This window comes from Paraburkholderia sp. RHO2, from assembly GCF_050955445.1.
In the GTDB taxonomy this organism is placed as follows: domain Bacteria; phylum Actinomycetota; class Actinomycetes; order Mycobacteriales; family Mycobacteriaceae; genus Prescottella; species Prescottella agglutinans_A.
This window is the reverse complement of sequence record NZ_CP162617.1, coordinates 2,180,641-2,197,017: the sequence shown is the minus strand read 5'-3', so window position 1 is coordinate 2,197,017 and position 16,377 is coordinate 2,180,641. Positions and strand designations below refer to the sequence as shown.

The following is a 16,377-nucleotide window of genomic DNA, read 5'->3' as shown; positions in this document are numbered from 1 at the left end:
GCGTCCGCGCTCAGCCGAACACGATCACCTGGCGCAGCGCGCTGCCGTCGGCGAGCGCATCCATGCCCGCGTTGACGTCGTCGAGCGCGATCCGTGCCGAGATCAGTTGCTCGACGGGAAGCCGACCGCGCCGCCACAGATCGACGTAGGCGGGGATGTCGCGTGCGGGGACCGCGGAGCCGAGGTAGCTGCCCACGATGGTGCGCGCCTCCGCGACCAGGGTCAGCGGCGAGACGGACGCGGTGGCGTCCGGCGCCGGCAGCCCGACCGTGACGGTCGTACCACCGGGCGCCGTGGCCCGGACCGCGACCTCGAATGCCCGCGCGCTGCCCGCCGCCTCGACCACCACGTCCGCGCGCACACCGAGTTCGTCGACCTGGTCCGGGGTGTACACCGCGGCCGATCCCAACCTCTGTGCCGTGTCCAGTTTTTCGGGAACCGGGTCGACACCGATGACGTCCCGTACCCCGGCCGCCACGGCCGTGAGGACCGCCGCCATGCCCACTCCGCCGAGTCCCACCACCATCACCCGGTCGCCGGGCCGGGGGCGACCCGCGTTGAGGACGGCCCCGCCACCCGTGAGCACCGCACAGCCGAGCACGGCAGCGACGTCGGCCGGTACGTCGTCGTCGACCGGCACCACCGATCGGCGGTCCACCACGGCGTGCGTCGCGAAACCCGACACCCCGAGGTGGTGATGAACCACGGAACCGCGGCGGTGCAGACGCCTGCCGCCGGCGAGCAGCGCACCGGCACCGTTCGCCGCGCTGCCCGGCCCGCAGGGCAACCGCCCGCCCGTGGCACAGCCGTCGCATTTGCCGCATCGCGGCAGGAACGTCATGACCACCCGCCGGCCCACCTCGAGGTCGTCGACACCGGGCCCCAGTTCCTCGACGCGCCCGGCCGCCTCGTGCCCCAGCAGCATCGGGACCGGGCGCACGCGATTCCCGTCGACCACGGACAGATCCGAGTGGCAGAGGCCGGCCGCCTCCATCCGGACGAGGATCTCGCCCGGGCCCGGCGGATCGAGCTCGAGGTCGGTGACCGCGATGGGCATCGACCGGGCGTACGGTCGCGGCCGGCCGATCTCCTCGAGTACCGCTCCACGAATCCGCATGCCGCTCCCCTTCTCCCGACAGTGTCGGGATTCCGCCGCTACCGGACGATCCCCCGCACCGAGGCCGGCAGGTCCCGCTTACGCCGGTACGGACCGACCACCGAGGCCGCGAAGGGGCGCGCCAGCAACACCCGCGCCACCTCCCGCACCTCGTCGGTGGTGACCTCGTCGATGCGCGCCAGCGTCTCCGAAACCGACTGGTGATTGCCGTAATTGAGCTCGCTGCGACCGATCCGGTTCATCCGCGACCCGGAGTCCTCGAGGCCCAGGACGAGGGCTCCGCGCAGCGAACCCTTCGCCCGGGCACACTCGGCGTCGGTGATGCCGTCCGACGCGACGTTCGCGAGGACCTCGCGGATCAGCGTCGCAACCTCGCCGAGGTTCTCGGGCTGACATCCTGCGTATACGGAGAATGCGCCGGTATCGGCGAACGTGTCCACCCCGGAGTAGACCGAGTACGCCAGTCCCCTCTCCTCCCGAATCTCCTGGAACAGACGGGAGCTCAAACCGCCGCCGACCGCGGCGTTGAGAACCGACAGCGGCCAGCGGTGCCCCTCGTGCCGGCCGAATGCCCGCACGCCGAGGGCGAGATGCGCCTGCTCGCTGTCGCGCTTGGTCAGACTCAGCGTCGGCGCGGTCCGCAACCGGATAGCGCCCTCGCGCCGTGGTGCCGGCTCGGCGTCACGCTCGAGGTGGCCCCCGAACGCCCGCCGGACCAGTTCTACCGTGTGCTCGTGCTCGACGTTGCCGGCCACCGCGACCACCATCCGGTCGGGCGTGTAGCGGCGCACATGGAAGGAGTGCAGCTGGGTGCGGGTCATCGACTCGATCGAGTCGATGCTCCCGATCACCGGCCGGCCCACAGGATGGTCACCGAACAGCGCGGTCAGGAACGCGTCGCCCAGCAGATCCTCGGGGTCGTCGTCGCGCATCGAGATCTCCTCGAGCACCACCTGGCGTTCGACGTCGACGTCGACGGACCGACACCGACCACGCAGCACCACGTCGCTGACGAGGTCCACCGCGAGCGGCAGATCGTCGTCGAGGACGTGCGCGTAGAAGCACGTGTGCTCCTTCGAGGTGAACGCGTTGAGTTCACCGCCGACGCCGTCCATCATCTGCGCGATGTCGAGCGCGGATCGCGTGGGGGTGGATTTGAACAACAGGTGTTCGAGGAAGTGCGCGGCACCCGCGACGGTGGGCTGCTCGTCGCGCGAGCCGACACCCACCCAGACGCCGACCGACGCCGAGCGGACGCCGGGCACGTGTTCGGTCACCACGCGGAGGCCACCGGGAAGTGTGGTGCGCTGCACACCGGTGCGGGGATGCATGTCGAGTGCGGAGCCTCGTTGGGGCTTCTCGCGGAGGGATTGAGCCATGTGGCGGTTCGTGTTTCCTTACGTCCCGAAATGTCCGTGTCCGGCGTTGTCGCGGAATGGCGTCCCGGACAGATCGCGGAGGGTGGTGAACGTCGATCCACGATACACCGGGAACAAAAGCCCCGGCCCCGCACGGACGAACCGTGCGGGGCCGGAAGCAGGTGCTGCTGTGCGGTATTTACTCCGCAGCAGGCTCCGAGCCCGACTCCGAGGGAGCCTCAGCTGCATCCTCTTCGACAGGGATCAGCGAGATCTTGCCGCGGTTGTCGATGTCCGCGATCTCGACGCGGATCTTGGTGCCGACGTTGACGACATCCTCGACCTTGGCGATGCGCTTGCCGTTGCCCAGCTTCGAGATGTGCACCAGTCCGTCGCGACCCGGGAGCAGCGAGACGAACGCGCCAAAGGCGGTGGTCTTGACGACCGTGCCGAGGAAGCGCTCGCCCACCTTGGGCAGCTGCGGGTTGGCGATGGCGTTGATCTTGTCGATCGCGGCCTGCGCGGACGGGCCGTCCGCCGCACCGACGTACACCGTGCCGTCATCCTCGATGGAGATGTTGGCGCCGGTCTCCTCGGTGATCGAGTTGATCATCTTGCCCTTGGGGCCGATGACCTCGCCGATCTTGTCCACGGGGACCTTAATGGTGGTGATGCGCGGCGCGTACGGGCTCATCTCGTCCGGGCTCTCGATCGCCTCGGCCATGACCTCGAGGATCGTGGTGCGGGCATCGTGTGCCTGCGACAGCGCGCCGGCGAGAACCTGCGACGGGATGCCGTCGAGCTTGGTGTCGAGCTGCAGGGCCGTCACGAAGTTCTTCGTGCCGGCGACCTTGAAGTCCATGTCACCGAAGGCATCCTCGGCGCCGAGGATGTCGGTCAGCGCGACGTAGCGGGTCTCGCCGTCGACCTCGTCGGAGACCAGGCCCATGGCGATGCCGGCCACCGGAGCCTTGAGCGGCACACCGGCGTTCAGCAGCGAGAGGGTCGAGGCGCACACCGATCCCATCGAGGTGGAACCGTTGGAGCCCAACGCCTCCGAGACCTGACGGATCGCGTACGGGAACTCCTCCTGGCTCGGCAGCACGGGCACCAGCGCGCGCTCGGCCAGGGCGCCGTGACCGATCTCGCGACGCTTCGGCGAACCGACGCGGCCCGTCTCACCGGTCGAGTACGGCGGGAAGTTGTAGTGGTGCATGTAGCGCTTGCTGGTCTCGGGGCCCAGCGAGTCGATCTGCTGCGCCATCTTGACCATGTCGAGGGTGGTGACGCCCATGATCTGGGTCTCGCCACGCTCGAACAGCGCCGAACCGTGCGCCCGCGGGATCACGGCGACCTCGGCCGACAGCGACCGGATGTCGGTGATGCCGCGGCCGTCGATGCGGAACTGGTCGCGCAGGATGCGCTGGCGCACAAGCTTCTTCGTCAGCGAGCGGAACGCCGCGCCGATCTCCTTCTCGCGGCCCTCGAACTGCGGACCGACCTGCTCGAGCACCTCGACCTTGACCTCGTCGGTCTTGTCGTCGCGCTCCTGCTTGCCGGCGATGGACAGCGCCGCCGACAGCTTCTCGGTGGCGGCGGCCTCGACCGCGGCGTACACGTCGTCCTGGTACGCCGGGAACAGCGGGTACTCCCCGGTGGGCTTGGCTGCCTTCTCGGCCAGCGCCTGCTGCGCCTCGCACAGGCGGGCGATGAACGGCTTGGCGGCCTCGAGACCCTCGGCGACGATCGCCTCGGTCGGCGCCTGCGCGCCGCCGTCGATCAGGCTGATGACGTTCTCGGTGGCCTCGGCCTCGACCATCATGATCGCGACGTCGGCGGTGTCACCGGAACCGGCGACGATCCGGCCGGCGACGACCATGTCGAAGACGGCGTTCTCGAGCTGCTCGACGGTCGGGAACGCGACCCACTGGCCGCTCTTGTTCTCGTCCGAGGTGATCAGCGCGACGCGGACGCCACCGACCGGGCCGGAGAACGGCAGACCCGCGATCTGGGTGGACGCGGACGCGGCATTGATCGCGACGACGTCGTACAGGTCCTTGGGGTCGAGGCTCAGGACCGTGACGACGACCTGGATCTCGTTGCGCAGACCGTCGACGAACGACGGACGCAGCGGCCGGTCGATCAGACGGCAGGTGAGGATCGCGTCGGTGGAGGGGCGGCCCTCACGGCGGAAGAACGAGCCGGGGATGCGGCCCGCGGCGTACATGCGCTCCTCGACGTCGACCGTCAGCGGGAAGAAGTCGAAGTGCTCCTTGGGCTGCTTGCTGGCCGTGGTGGCCGAGAGCAGCATGGTCTCGTCGTCCAGGTAGGCGACGACGGAGCCGGCGGCCTGCTGCGCGAGGCGACCGGTCTCGAAACGGATGGTGCGGGTGCCGTAGCTCCCGTTGTCGATGACGGCGGAGGACTCGAACACGCCCTCTTCGACCTCGATCGCGGAATTGACTGTCATTGCTTTTCTTCTCTTCCCTCTCGTCTTTTGCCGTACCCGCACGGGCGCCACGACCCTCCTGGTCGTGGCTGCGCTCCCATCACAGCGCGGAGGCGGCCGTCGATCGAAGCCTGCCGGAATGCATCCGGACGGCCACTACCGAAGACCGACGCCACAACTGTCGGGGCGGGCGGCGATGGTGTTGCAAACACCGATAGCCAACGAGGCTCAGTCTAAGCATTGCCTCGCTGGCTATCGATGAGGTCGGCGAAGTGACTCGCCGTGAGCGCGTCTTATCGGCGCAGGCCCAGACGCTCGATGAGCGAGCGGTAGCGGGCGATGTCGACCTTCTGCACGTACTTGAGCAGACGACGACGACGTCCGACCAGCAGCAGCAGGCCACGACGCGAGTGGTGGTCGTGCTTGTGCTGCTTCAGGTGCTCGGTGAGATCGACGATGCGCTTGGTGAGCATGGCCACCTGCGCCTCCGGCGAACCGGTGTCGGTCTCGTGCAGGCCGTACTCGCCGAGGATCTGCTTCTTCTGCTCGGTGGTCAATGCCACTTGGTGCACTCCTGTAACTGACGTCCGCGTGAATGGAAATCGGAGACCTGGCAAGAACCGGAGACTCCGATGGGCGTGGCCGCCGCGAACCGCAGCACACACCAGCAGGAAATCCTACCAGGCGGAGCACACCACCCAGTCTCCGGTCAGCCCCGGGAGGTCTCGGCGTCCTCGGTGAGGATCTTCCGGGCCTTCTCCGCGTCGCGTCCCATCTCCTCGATCAGCGCGTCGACCGAGTCGAACTTCTCCATGCCGCGCACCCGCTCGACGAAGTCCACCGCGACGTGCTGGCCGTACAGGTCGGCTTCCCGGTCGAGCACGAACGCCTCGACGGTGCGGGTCCGGCCGGAGAACGTCGGGTTCGTTCCCACGGACACCGCCGCCTTGTAGCGCTGCCCCGGCTCCACCGAGCCCTCCACCGGGCCCGGACCGAGCACCGTGAACCAGGCCGCGTACACCCCGTCCGCGGGGATGGCGGAGTAGACCGGCGGCGCGATGTTCGCGGTCGGGAATCCCAGGCCGCGCCCGCGTCCGTCGCCGTGGACCACGACACCCTCGACGCGGTGCGGTCGTCCCAGCGCCTCCGCGGCCGCGGCGACGTCGCCCGCGTCCACGCACGACCGGATGTAGGTCGAGGAGAACGTCACGGCATGCTCGGCGAGCAGGCTGACGCCGTCGACCGCGAAGCCGAACCGAGCGCCCGTCTCCCGCAGCAGATCCACGTTGCCCGCCGCCTTGCGTCCGAACGTGAAGTTCTCACCGACCACGACCTCCGCGACGTGGAGCCGCTCGACCAGGATCTCGTGTACGTAACGCTCCGGGGTGAGCCGCATGAATTCGCTCGTGAAGGGCATGACGCAGAAGACGTCGACGCCCAACTCCTCGACCAGTTCGGCGCGCCGCGGCAACGTCGTCAGCTGAGCGGGGTGGCTGCCCGGGCGCACCACCTCTGCCGGGTGGGGATCGAATGTCATGACCACACTGGGAATTCCACGCTCGCGAGCGGCATCGACCGCCCTCGAGATCAGCTGCGCGTGCCCACGATGCACGCCGTCGAAAACGCCGATCGTCAGGACGCAACGCCCCCAGTCCGCCGGCACATCGTCCAGACCTCGCCATCTCTGCACAGGTGGCAGCCTACGGCCACAGCAGACGCCGGTCACGCTCGGGACGCCGGGAGTTGATGTGTGTCCGGGGTGACGGTTGCCTAAGCTCGTAGTCGTGGCCACTCAGAAGTCAGATGTGAATGCCCCGAGCGAGGTGCCCCGCCCGGAGACCCTGTCGGCGGTGGCACAGGACTATCTCAAGGTCATCTGGACCGTGCAGGAGTGGTCCCGCGAACGCGTCTCCACCAAGCTGCTCTCCGAGCGGATCGGCGTCTCGGCGTCCACCGTTTCCGAGGCCATCCGCAAGCTGTCCGACCAGGGGCTCGTCGACCACGCCCGGTACGGGTCGATCGCGCTCACCGAGGCCGGCCGGTCGGCCGCGGTGTCGATGGTGCGCCGCCACCGACTGATCGAGACCTTCCTGGTGAACGAGCTCGGCTACGGGTGGGACGAGGTCCACGACGAGGCCGAGGTGCTCGAGCACGCCGTCTCCGACCGCATGATCGACCGAATGGACGCCAAACTCGGGTTCCCCGAACGCGACCCGCACGGCGACCCGATCCCGGCGGCGGACGGCTCGGTACCCACGCCGCCGGCCCGGCAGCTCAGCGATTTCCAGGACGGCGACTCCGGGCGCGTCGCCCGCATCTCGGACGCCGATCCGGCCATGCTGCGCTACTTCGACTCGGTGGGCATCGCACTCGACACCGAGATCACCGTCGTCGAACGCCGCGACTACGCCGGAACCGTGTCGATCCGCCTCGGCACCGATCCGGATGCCGGGGCGGTCGATCTCGGCAACCCTGCCGCACAGGCAATCTGGCTCGTCTAGGCGCGGGCTCACCGCGCCCACCGCGAGCGCACGGGCTACTGCAGCGTCGCCGGACGTACCACCATCACCGAACTGGCCCGCTTGCCCCGTTCCTGGACGAGGGCGATGGTGTTGCCGTCCGGGTCGATCGTGGCGTAGACACCCTTCATGCCGATCGGTTCGAGCCAGCGGCCCTGGCTGAGCGATTCGGCCTCGTCGGCGCTGATCTGTCGGTGTGGGAACGCCGTCTGGGCGGCCTCGTCGATGTCGAGGCTGACCCCGGGCTCGTCGGCGAGCTGCCCGAGGGTGCGGGCGTGTTCGAGGGTGAACGGTCCGACGGCGGTGCGGCGCAGCGCGGTGAGATGGCCACCGACGCCGAGCGCCTCGCCGAGGTCACGCGCGAGTGCCCGGATGTAGGTGCCGGACGAGCAGTCGACCTCGACGTCGAGGTCCACGAAAGCCGCTCCGTCCGCCCCCGGGACGTCTCGCCGCGCGAGGACGTCGAACCGGGAGACGGTGACCGGACGCGCGGCCAGCGTCACTTCCTCACCTGCCCGGACCATCGCATGCGCGCGCTTGCCGTCGACCTTGATCGCGCTGACCGTGGCCGGCACCTGCTGGATATCGCCGGTGAGCCGGGCGATCTCGGTCGCGATCTGTTCGTCGGTGATCCCGGACGCGTCCGTCACCGCGAGAGTCTCGCCCTCGGCGTCGTCGGTCGTGGTGGCCTGACCGAGCCGGATGGTCGCGCTGTACGACTTGGTGGTCAGCGCCAACAGACCGAGCAGCTTGGTCGCGCGCTCCACGCCGAGGATCAGCACCCCGGTCGCCATCGGGTCGAGCGTGCCGGCGTGTCCGACCTTGCGGGTGTTCAGCAGTTTCCGGCACCGGGAGACGACGTCGTGGCTGGTCATCCCGGCGTCCTTGTCGACGATCAGTAGGCCGGCGCCGACGAGGCCGGAGGACGTTTTCTCAGACTTGGGCACGTGGTCCGATTCTGCCAGCCGCCGGTCAGCTCACCGAAATTGCAGTGACGATCAGGCCGTCCGCGACGAGCCAGCGGCCGTCGAAGCTCGCGAGCGGGGCGCCGCCGTCGGTGGTGTCGCCGGGCACCAGCAGGCGAGAGTGGAAGGTACCGGTCATCCCGTCGGCGGTCTCGGTGCCGTCCGCGAACGTGATGTGGGCGTCCTCGAAGCCGAGCCAGCGACCGGTGAGCGGGAACCACGCCTTGTACGTCGTCTCCTTGGCGCAGAACAGCAGCCGGTCCCAGTGCACCGGCGAGGGTTCGACCGCGGCGAGCCACTCCCGCTCCTCGCGCAGGCTGACGGCGTCGAGCACGCCGTCGGGCAGCGGGCCGTTCGGTTCGGCGTCGATGCCCACCGAGCGCACCTGCATCGCGTAGCCGAGCACGGCGGCGCGATAACCGTCGCAGTGCGTCAGACTCCCCACGACTCCGCGGGGCCAGACGGGAGATCCCTTGTCGCCCCGCAGAATCGGGCCCGGCTCCACACCCAGGTCCGCCATCGCCAGCCGGGCGCAGTGACGGGCGCCGATGAACTCGCGGCGACGCTTCTCGACCGCGCGGGCGATCAGCGCTTCCTCCTGCGGATGCGGCTGCAGCCCCGGCGGGTCCTCGAACAGCTCGGCCGACGCGACGCCGCTGGGCAGAATGCTCTCGATCAATCCGACTCCCCTGTCATCGTTGTGCCCGCATGCGCTCGTATTCGGCTTCCTGCTCCGCGGTGATCCGGAAGTGTCCGCCGAACTTGTTGAGCGTGCCGGGACCGTACTCGGGCACCGGCAGGATCTGCCGCAACAGCTTGTCGGGGAGCCCGCGGCGCTGCCACTCCCGCGGGTAGCCGACCGACACCTCCTCGAACCGGACGCCGTCGTAGTAGGTGGTGCGTGGGATGTGTAGGTGACCGTAGACGCAGCAGGCGGCGTTGTAGCGGGTGTGCCAGTCCGCGGTCTCCACGGTGCCGCACCACAACGCGAACTCCGGGTAGTACAGGACCTCGGTGGGCTGACGCACCAGCGGGAAGTGGTTGATCAGGATCGTCGGAACCGACAGGTCGAGCGCGTCGAGTCGCGTCCGGGTCTCCTCGAGGCGCGCGCGGCACCAGGCGTCGCGGGTGGCGTACGGCTCCGACGACAGCAGGAACTCGTCGGTCGCGACGACGTTCCTGTCCCGGGCGATCCGCAACCCGTCGGCCTTGTCGGTCGCGCCGGTGGGCAGGAACGTGTAGTCGTACAGCAGGAACATCGGGACGACCGTGGCGGGGCCGCCCTCGCCCTCCCACACCGGATACGGGTCCTCGGGGGTGAGCACACCGATCTCGCGGCACATGTCGACCAGGTAGTCGTAGCGCGCCTTGCCGTGCATCTGCACGGGGTCCTTCGCGGTGGTCCACAACTCGTGGTTGCCCGGCACCCAGATCACCTTCGCGAACCGACTCTTCAGCAGCGTCAGCGCCCAGCGAATGTCGTCGACCTTCTCCGACACGTCGCCCGCGACGATCAGCCAGTCGTCGGGCGAGTCCGGGAAGATCTCCTCGGTGATCGGCCGATTCCCCCGGTGCCCGACGTGCGTGTCGCTCACCGCCATCAACTTGCCTGCCACACCCCTACCCTTTCGTCTCCCGCGTCTGGAGATCGGCGCCGGCGATCGCCCACCGGCCCGACGCCGCGCGCCACAGCACAGCGAGCATCCGCAGCACCATGAACACGGTAAGCCCCGCCCAGATTCCGGCGAGCCCCCAGTCCCACACCAGTGACGACCAGATCAGCGGCAGGAAACCGATCAGCGCGCACGCCAGCGTCGCGGTGCGCAGGAACGCCGCGTCACCGGCCCCGAGCAGCACCCCGTCGAGCGCGAACACCACCCCGGCGACCGGCATGATGCCGACGAACAACCACCACGCCACCGACGCCTGGTCGAGGACGGCCGCGTCGTCGGTGAAGAGCGTCGGCACCACCACGTGCCCCGCCGCGAACGCGAGCGCCAGCACCGTCGCGAACACCGCCGACCACCGCGTCAGACGCCACGCGAGCCGGTTCGCACCCCGGACCTCGCCGCGACCGAGGGCGGCGCCGACGAGGGTCTGTGCGGCGATGGCGAGCGAATCGAGGGTCAGCGCGACGAAGTTCCACAGCTGCAGCACCACCTGGTGCGCAGCGACGGCGGCCGCGCCGAAGCGGGACGCGACCGCGGCGGCCGACAGGAAGCACGCCTGGAACGCCAGGCTCCGCAGGATCAGGTCGCGACCGAGCACCAGTTGCGCGCGCATCACCGCCGGACGCGGCCGCAGCGGGACACCGGCCCGGACGAGCGCGACGGCGAACAGCACCGACGACAACGCCTGACCGGCGACGTTGGCGACGGCCGAACCCTCGAGTTCCCAGCGCGGCGCACCGGCCACGCCGTGCACCAGCAGCACGCACAGCACCGCCGACAGCGCCTGGCCCGCGAGGACGAACTGCAGCGGGCGGAGCGTGTTCTGCACGCCCCGCATCCACCCGTTGCCGGCCATTGCCACCAGGATCAGCGGTGACCCGAACACCGCGATGCGGAGCCATCGCTCGGCCTCGGTGGCGATGTCGCCGGATCCGGCGATCAGCCGGGTGATCGGGCCCGCGAGCACCTGCACGACCGCGACCAGTGCGGCGCCGATGCCCAGCGCCAACCACGTCGCCTGCACGCCCTCCCCGACGGCGTCGCGTTCGCGCCCGGCGCCGTGCAGGCGCGACGCCCGCGCGGTGGTGCCGTACGACAGGAACGTGAGCTGCGTGCTCACCTGCGCGAGGATCAGCCCGCCGACCGCGAGCCCGGCAAGGGCGAGCGCACCGAGGTGGCCGACGACGGCGATGTCGAGCAGCAGGTAGAGGGGTTCGGCGGCGAGAACCCCGAGCGCCGGCAGTGCCAGCCCGAGGATCCGGCGCGGCCCCGCGTCGGACCCGGCTGCCCGGGACTGGTGGTCGGCGATCTCCGTCAAGTCAGCCGAGGGCCTCGCGCAGCGCGGCGACGACGGCGTCACTCGGGCCGCACGCCGTGTAGCCCGCCGCGAAGCGGTGACCGCCGCCGCCGAGGTGCTCGGCGACCGCGGAGACGTCCACCGAGTCCTTCGACCGCAACGACACCGACCACGAATCCGGCGTCGACTCCTTGAACACCGCCGCCACCTCCGCCTCGGCGGTGGTGCGGACGATGTCGATCACGCTCTCGATCTCTTCGGAACCGAGCCCGGCGGAGTCCGAGCACCGGATCACCGCGTGGACCAGACCGCGACCGCCGACCGCGTCCGGGACGAGGACGGCGGAACTGAGGACCGACCCCAGCATCGGCAGCCAGCCGAACGGATGGGTGTCGAGCAGACGCCGTGTGATCGCGGCCCCATCGATTCCGGTACCCAGGAGTCGCTCGGCGAGCGTGTGGGTGCCCGCCTGGCCCCAGCGGAACGAACCGGTGTCGGTGACCAACCCCGCGTACAGGCAGTGCGCCAGATCCGCGTCGATGGGCACGCCCCACACGTCGAACAGCTTGGCCAGCACGGCCGTCGTCGATTCGGCCGAGTCGTCGATCAGATTGAGCATGCCGTACCGGGTGTTCGACCGATGATGGTCGATCACCAGTGTCCGCCGCGCGCCGCCCAGCCGGGACGAGAGCGAGCCGAGCCGGCCGGCGCTGCCACAGTCCACGGTGACGAGCAGATCTACCTCGTCGGCGACCTCGTCCACGCGGGTGAGCAGATTCGCACCCGGCAGCCCGTTCATCGACACCGGCAGCTCACGCGGGGACGCGAATGCGACCTGCACCGGAATCCCCTTGCGTTCGAACGCGATTCCGAGCGCAAGACCGCTGCCGACCGTATCGGCGTCGGGTTGGATGTGGCACAGGATCGTCACCGATGTCGCTGCGTCCAACACCTCGACCGCATCCTGCAACTGCAGGTCGTGCGGCACGACGGTCGGCGGCGCGGTGTCCGGACAGTGAGTCATGGGCGCCCGGTCAGTCGTCCTCGGACGAGGAATCGTCGCCCGCCGGACGCGGCTCCTTGTAGGGGTCCGCGTCGCCTGCCGGCGTCGCGTTCTCCCGGGCCCGGGCCACCGCGTCGTCCGCGGCCCGCGCCCGCGCGAGGAGCTCCTCCATGTGCCGCGCGGTGTCGGGCACCGTGTCGGCGACGAACGTCAGCGTCGGGGTGAAACGCACCCCGGTTCCCGCGCCCACCTTCGAACGCAACACGCCCTTGGCCTTCTCGAGACCCGCAGCGGCACCCGCCAGGTCGGGTGCGGATTCCAGGTCCGCTCCCATCACCGTGTAGTACACGGTGGCGTCGTGCAGGTCCGCCGTGACCTTGGCGTCGGTGATGGTCACGAAAGCCAGACGCGGGTCCTTGATCTCGTGGTCGATCGCCGTCGCGACGATCGTGCTGATGCGCTTCGCGAGCCTGCGTGCGCGTGCAGGATCTGCCATGGCAACCAGTCTCCTCTCCCGGATTTCTCCAGCTGTCTCCGCCGTCAGCCCTACTAGTCGGTGCTAGTCATTGGGGCCGAAAATTCTTCGTCGAACTGCAAGCAACTGCAGTTCCGGTCGCCCAGCGACGTGCCGCTCACACTGATCGAGCACCTCGTGGACATGGTCGACCCCCGAACTCGCCACCGCGACTCCGAGCAAGGTCCGCCGGTAGCGGTCGTGCTCGCCCGTCTCCGCAGCGGACACACCGTAGCGGCGCAACTCGGTCAGGACGGGCCGCACCAACGACCGCTTCTCCTTCAGTGACCGCACGTCGCCGAACAGGATGTCCATCTCGAGCGCGCCGAGATACACCAGTCCTCCCTCCGGTGGAGCGTGTCGATTTCCGGCACAGCCGGAGCGTCCCTCCCCGGCGGCCGGAGCCGCCGGGGAGGGACGCTGGGTGCGACTAGTCGCGCGGCTTCTCGCGAAGCTCGTACGCCTCGATCACGTCGCCGACCTTGATGTCGTTGTACGTGACGGTCAGACCGCACTCGTAGCCCTCGCGGACCTCGGTCGCGTCGTCCTTCTCGCGCTTGAGCGACGAGATGGTCATGGTCTCCGCGATCACCGCGTTGTCGCGGATCAGGCGGGCCTTCGCGTTGCGACGGACGATGCCCGACGTGACCAGACAGCCGGCGATGTTTCCGACCTTCGAGGAGCGGAACATCGCACGGATCTCCGCCTGGCCCAGCGTGACCTCCTCGTAGACCGGCTTGAGCATGCCCTTGAGGGCCTTCTCCACCTCGTCCAGCGCCTGGTAGATGACCGAGTAGTACCGGATGTCGACGCCCTCGCGGTTCGCCAGCTCCGTCGCCTTGCCTTCGGCACGGACGTTGAAGCCGATGATGATCGCGTTGGACGCGGACGCCAGGTTGACGTTGGTCTCGGTGATGCCACCGACACCACGGTCGATCACCCGCAGCTGCACCTCGTCGTCGATCTCGATCCCCATGAGGGCCTCTTCCAGCGCCTCGACGGTGCCGGAGTTGTCGCCCTTGAGGATGAGGTTGAGCTCGTTGTGCTCCTTGAGCGCGGCATCCAGATCTTCCAGGCTGATGCGCTTACGGCTGCGTGCAGCGAGCGCGTTGCGCTTGCGTGCGTTGCGCCGATCGGCGATCTGCCGGGCGATCCGGTCCTCGTCGACCACGAGCAGGTTGTCGCCTGCGCCGGGGACCGACGTGAAGCCGACGACCTGGACGGGCCGCGAAGGCAGCGCCTCCTCGACGTCGTCGCCGTGCTCGTCGATCATGCGACGGACGCGACCGTAGGCGTCGCCCGCGACGATCGAATCGCCGACCCGCAGCGTGCCGCGCTGGATGAGCACGGTCGCCACCGGTCCACGTCCGCGGTCGAGGTGAGCCTCGATCGCGACACCCTGGGCCTCCATGTCGGGGTTGGCCCGCAGGTCCAGTGCCGCGTCCGCGGTCAGGAGGACCGCCTCGAGCAGCTGCTCGATGTTGGTGCCCTGCTTGGCGGAGATGTCGACGAACATCGTCTCGCCGCCGTACTCCTCGGCCACCAGCCCGTACTCGGTGAGCTGGCCGCGGATCTTCGCCGGATCGGCGCCTTCCTTGTCGATCTTGTTCACCGCGACCACGATCGGCACGTCGGCCGCCTGGGCGTGGTTGATCGCCTCGACCGTCTGCGGCATGACGCCGTCGTCGGCCGCGACCACGAGGATCGCGATGTCGGTCGCCTTGGCACCGCGGGCACGCATGGCGGTGAACGCCTCGTGACCCGGGGTGTCGATGAAGGTGACCAGACGCTCGTTGCCGTCCAGCTCGGTCAGCACCTGGTAGGCACCGATGTGCTGCGTGATGCCGCCGGCTTCGCCCTCGCGGACGTTGGCCTTGCGGATCGTGTCGAGCAGGCGGGTCTTGCCGTGGTCGACGTGACCCATGACGGTGACCACCGGCGGACGCGACTCGAGGTCCTCCTCGTCGCCGGCGTCTTCGCCGTAGGTGAGGTCGAACGACTCGAGCAGCTCACGGTCCTCGTCCTCGGGGCTGACGACCTGGACGACGTAGTTCATCTCGCCGCCGAGCAGCTCGAGGGTCTCGTCGTTCACCGACTGCGTGGCCGTGACCATCTCGCCGAGGTTGAACAGCGCCTGGACCAGGGCCGACGGGTTCGCGTCGATCTTCTCCGCGAAGTCCGAGAGGGACGCGCCGCGAGCGAGACGAATCGTCTCACCGTTGCCGCGCGGCAACCGCACGCCGCCGACGGCGGGCGCCTGCATCGAATCGTATTCCTGACGCTTCTGCCGCTTCGACTTGCGACCACGACGGGGAGCGCCACCGGGACGACCGAACGCACCCGCGGCACCGCCGCGACCACGTCCACCGCCACCGCCGCCACCCGGGCGTCCGCGGAATCCACCGGGCGCGCCGGCTCCACCGCCGGCACCCGCGCCGGCACCGGGAGCGCCGCCACCGCGGTAGCCGCCGCCACCACCGGGACGACCGCCGGGTGCACCGGGGCGACCCGGACGACCCGCACCCGGTGCGGGACGCGCCGCACGCTGCGGCATCGCACCCGGGCTCGGACGCGGAGGCATCGAGCCGGGGCTCGGACGGGGTCCGCCCTGGCCCGGAGCCGGACGCGGACCGCCGGGACCGGCGGCCGGACGCGGGGCACCGGGCACGCCGCCGGGACGCGGGGCACCGCCCTGCGGACCCGGACGCGGAGCACCCGGACGCGGGGCACCGGGCGCCGGACGCGGCGCGGGACGCTCGGCCGGGGCCGAGGAGTACGGGTTGTTACCGACACGCGGCGGCTTGGGGCCGGGGCGCGGGCCACCGGGCTTGGGGCCGGGCGTGGTCGGGGCAGCCGGGGCCTTGGCGGCCGGCGCTGCGGGTGCCTGCGGGGCAGGCTTCGGTCCCGGCGTAGGTGCCGGACCCGGACGGGGACCGGGGACCTGAGCGGCCGGTGCGCTGGGCGCAGCCGGAGCCGCCGGAGCCGGGGTTGCTGCCGCCGGGGCTGCCGGAGCAGCCGGAGCGGGCTTGGGGCCGGGACGCGGGGCGCCGGGCTTGGGTGCGGAAGCGCCGGGCACGCCGGGCTTCGCGGCCGGACGCGGAGCGCCCTCCGCGCCTTCCGGCTTGCCGCCTTCGGACTTCGTCTTCGCCGACGGGAACGACTCCCGCAGACGACGGGCGACGGGGGCCTCGACCGTCGAGGACGCCGACTTCACGAACTCGCCCTGCTCCTTGAGCCGTGCGAGTAGTTCCTTGCTTGTGACACCGAGTTCTTTCGCCAACTCGTGCACGCGGGCTTTGCCTGCCACTGCTCTCCTCTACTGAGAGGTCGAGCGAGCGACTGATGCCCGCACGACCTCGGTTATCTCCGATGGACGTTCATCGCTGGTGCTTCACGGTGTGCTCATGAGTGCTTGTGCCTGTTCTCTGAGGTACTGCTCGTCATTCCCGAGTGGTGGTGCAACTCGAGAGGTCCCGAGTGGTACT

14 protein-coding genes are annotated in these 16,377 nt (G+C 69.8%); 1 reads left to right on the top strand and 13 read right to left on the bottom strand.

The genetic code is table 11. The features are described from left to right. Window positions 1-10 precede the first annotated feature (10 nt). The 5 genes from ABTV10_RS10105 to ABTV10_RS10085 all read right to left on the bottom strand — a co-directional run bounded on the left by ABTV10_RS10105 (window position 11) and on the right by ABTV10_RS10085 (window position 6,614). On the bottom strand, window positions 11-1,117 hold the full coding sequence (locus ABTV10_RS10105; RefSeq protein WP_499034449.1) for an alcohol dehydrogenase catalytic domain-containing protein: 1,107 nt from the start codon (window positions 1,115-1,117) through the stop codon (window positions 11-13). Window positions 1,118-1,155: 38 nt separating this feature from the next. After that, the gene (locus ABTV10_RS10100) at window positions 1,156-2,496 is read right to left on the bottom strand and encodes a M16 family metallopeptidase (protein WP_433612247.1); all 1,341 of its coding nucleotides are present in this window, start codon (window positions 2,494-2,496) and stop codon (window positions 1,156-1,158) included. A gap of 178 nt (window positions 2,497-2,674) precedes the next feature. Further along, window positions 2,675-4,945, bottom strand: a complete 2,271-nt coding sequence (locus ABTV10_RS10095; protein WP_433612245.1) for a polyribonucleotide nucleotidyltransferase — start codon at window positions 4,943-4,945, stop codon at window positions 2,675-2,677. 272 nt (window positions 4,946-5,217) lie between these two features. After that, entirely contained in the window at window positions 5,218-5,487 is a 270-nt protein-coding gene (gene rpsO, locus ABTV10_RS10090) for a 30S ribosomal protein S15 (protein WP_127915894.1), read from the bottom strand. Window positions 5,488-5,633: 146 nt separating this feature from the next. Beyond that, complete coding sequence (locus ABTV10_RS10085) at window positions 5,634-6,614, bottom strand: bifunctional riboflavin kinase/FAD synthetase (RefSeq protein ID WP_499034447.1); 981 nt, start codon at window positions 6,612-6,614, stop codon at window positions 5,634-5,636. A gap of 94 nt (window positions 6,615-6,708) precedes the next feature. Here ABTV10_RS10085 and ABTV10_RS10080 point away from each other — a divergent pair, with 94 nt between their 5' ends. Further along, window positions 6,709-7,425 carry a metal-dependent transcriptional regulator gene (locus ABTV10_RS10080; protein WP_499034445.1) on the top strand — a complete coding sequence of 239 codons (717 nt, stop codon included), beginning with the start codon at window positions 6,709-6,711 and terminating at the stop codon, window positions 7,423-7,425. A gap of 35 nt (window positions 7,426-7,460) precedes the next feature. Here ABTV10_RS10080 and truB read toward each other — a convergent pair whose 3' ends face one another. The 8 genes from truB to infB form a co-directional block, all read right to left on the bottom strand. Further along, window positions 7,461-8,390 carry a tRNA pseudouridine(55) synthase TruB gene (gene truB, locus ABTV10_RS10075; RefSeq protein ID WP_499034444.1) on the bottom strand — a complete coding sequence of 310 codons (930 nt, stop codon included), beginning with the start codon at window positions 8,388-8,390 and terminating at the stop codon, window positions 7,461-7,463. 25 nt (window positions 8,391-8,415) lie between these two features. After that, the gene (gene npt / locus ABTV10_RS10070) at window positions 8,416-9,087 is read right to left on the bottom strand and encodes a 4'-phosphopantetheinyl transferase Npt (protein ID WP_499034442.1); all 672 of its coding nucleotides are present in this window, start codon (window positions 9,085-9,087) and stop codon (window positions 8,416-8,418) included. Window positions 9,088-9,100: 13 nt separating this feature from the next. Continuing rightward, window positions 9,101-10,024 (bottom strand): metallophosphoesterase family protein, encoded by a 924-nt coding sequence (locus tag ABTV10_RS10065; protein WP_499034439.1) that lies wholly within the window; start codon window positions 10,022-10,024, stop codon window positions 9,101-9,103. Between the two features lie 4 nt (window positions 10,025-10,028). Further along, window positions 10,029-11,396 (bottom strand): MATE family efflux transporter, encoded by a 1,368-nt coding sequence (locus tag ABTV10_RS10060; RefSeq protein WP_499034437.1) that lies wholly within the window; start codon window positions 11,394-11,396, stop codon window positions 10,029-10,031. Window position 11,397: 1 nt separating this feature from the next. Continuing rightward, window positions 11,398-12,399 carry a DHH family phosphoesterase gene (locus ABTV10_RS10055; RefSeq protein WP_433612235.1) on the bottom strand — a complete coding sequence of 334 codons (1,002 nt, stop codon included), beginning with the start codon at window positions 12,397-12,399 and terminating at the stop codon, window positions 11,398-11,400. A 10-nt stretch (window positions 12,400-12,409) separates the two neighbouring features. Then, a complete protein-coding gene (gene rbfA, locus ABTV10_RS10050; protein ID WP_499034434.1) occupies window positions 12,410-12,874 on the bottom strand; it encodes a 30S ribosome-binding factor RbfA in 465 nt (154 codons plus the stop codon). A gap of 63 nt (window positions 12,875-12,937) precedes the next feature. Continuing rightward, the gene (locus ABTV10_RS10045; protein ID WP_433612231.1) at window positions 12,938-13,228 is read right to left on the bottom strand and encodes a DUF503 domain-containing protein; all 291 of its coding nucleotides are present in this window, start codon (window positions 13,226-13,228) and stop codon (window positions 12,938-12,940) included. Window positions 13,229-13,322: 94 nt separating this feature from the next. Next, window positions 13,323-16,199, bottom strand: a complete 2,877-nt coding sequence (gene infB / locus ABTV10_RS10040; protein WP_499034432.1) for a translation initiation factor IF-2 — start codon at window positions 16,197-16,199, stop codon at window positions 13,323-13,325. Window positions 16,200-16,377 lie beyond the last annotated feature (178 nt).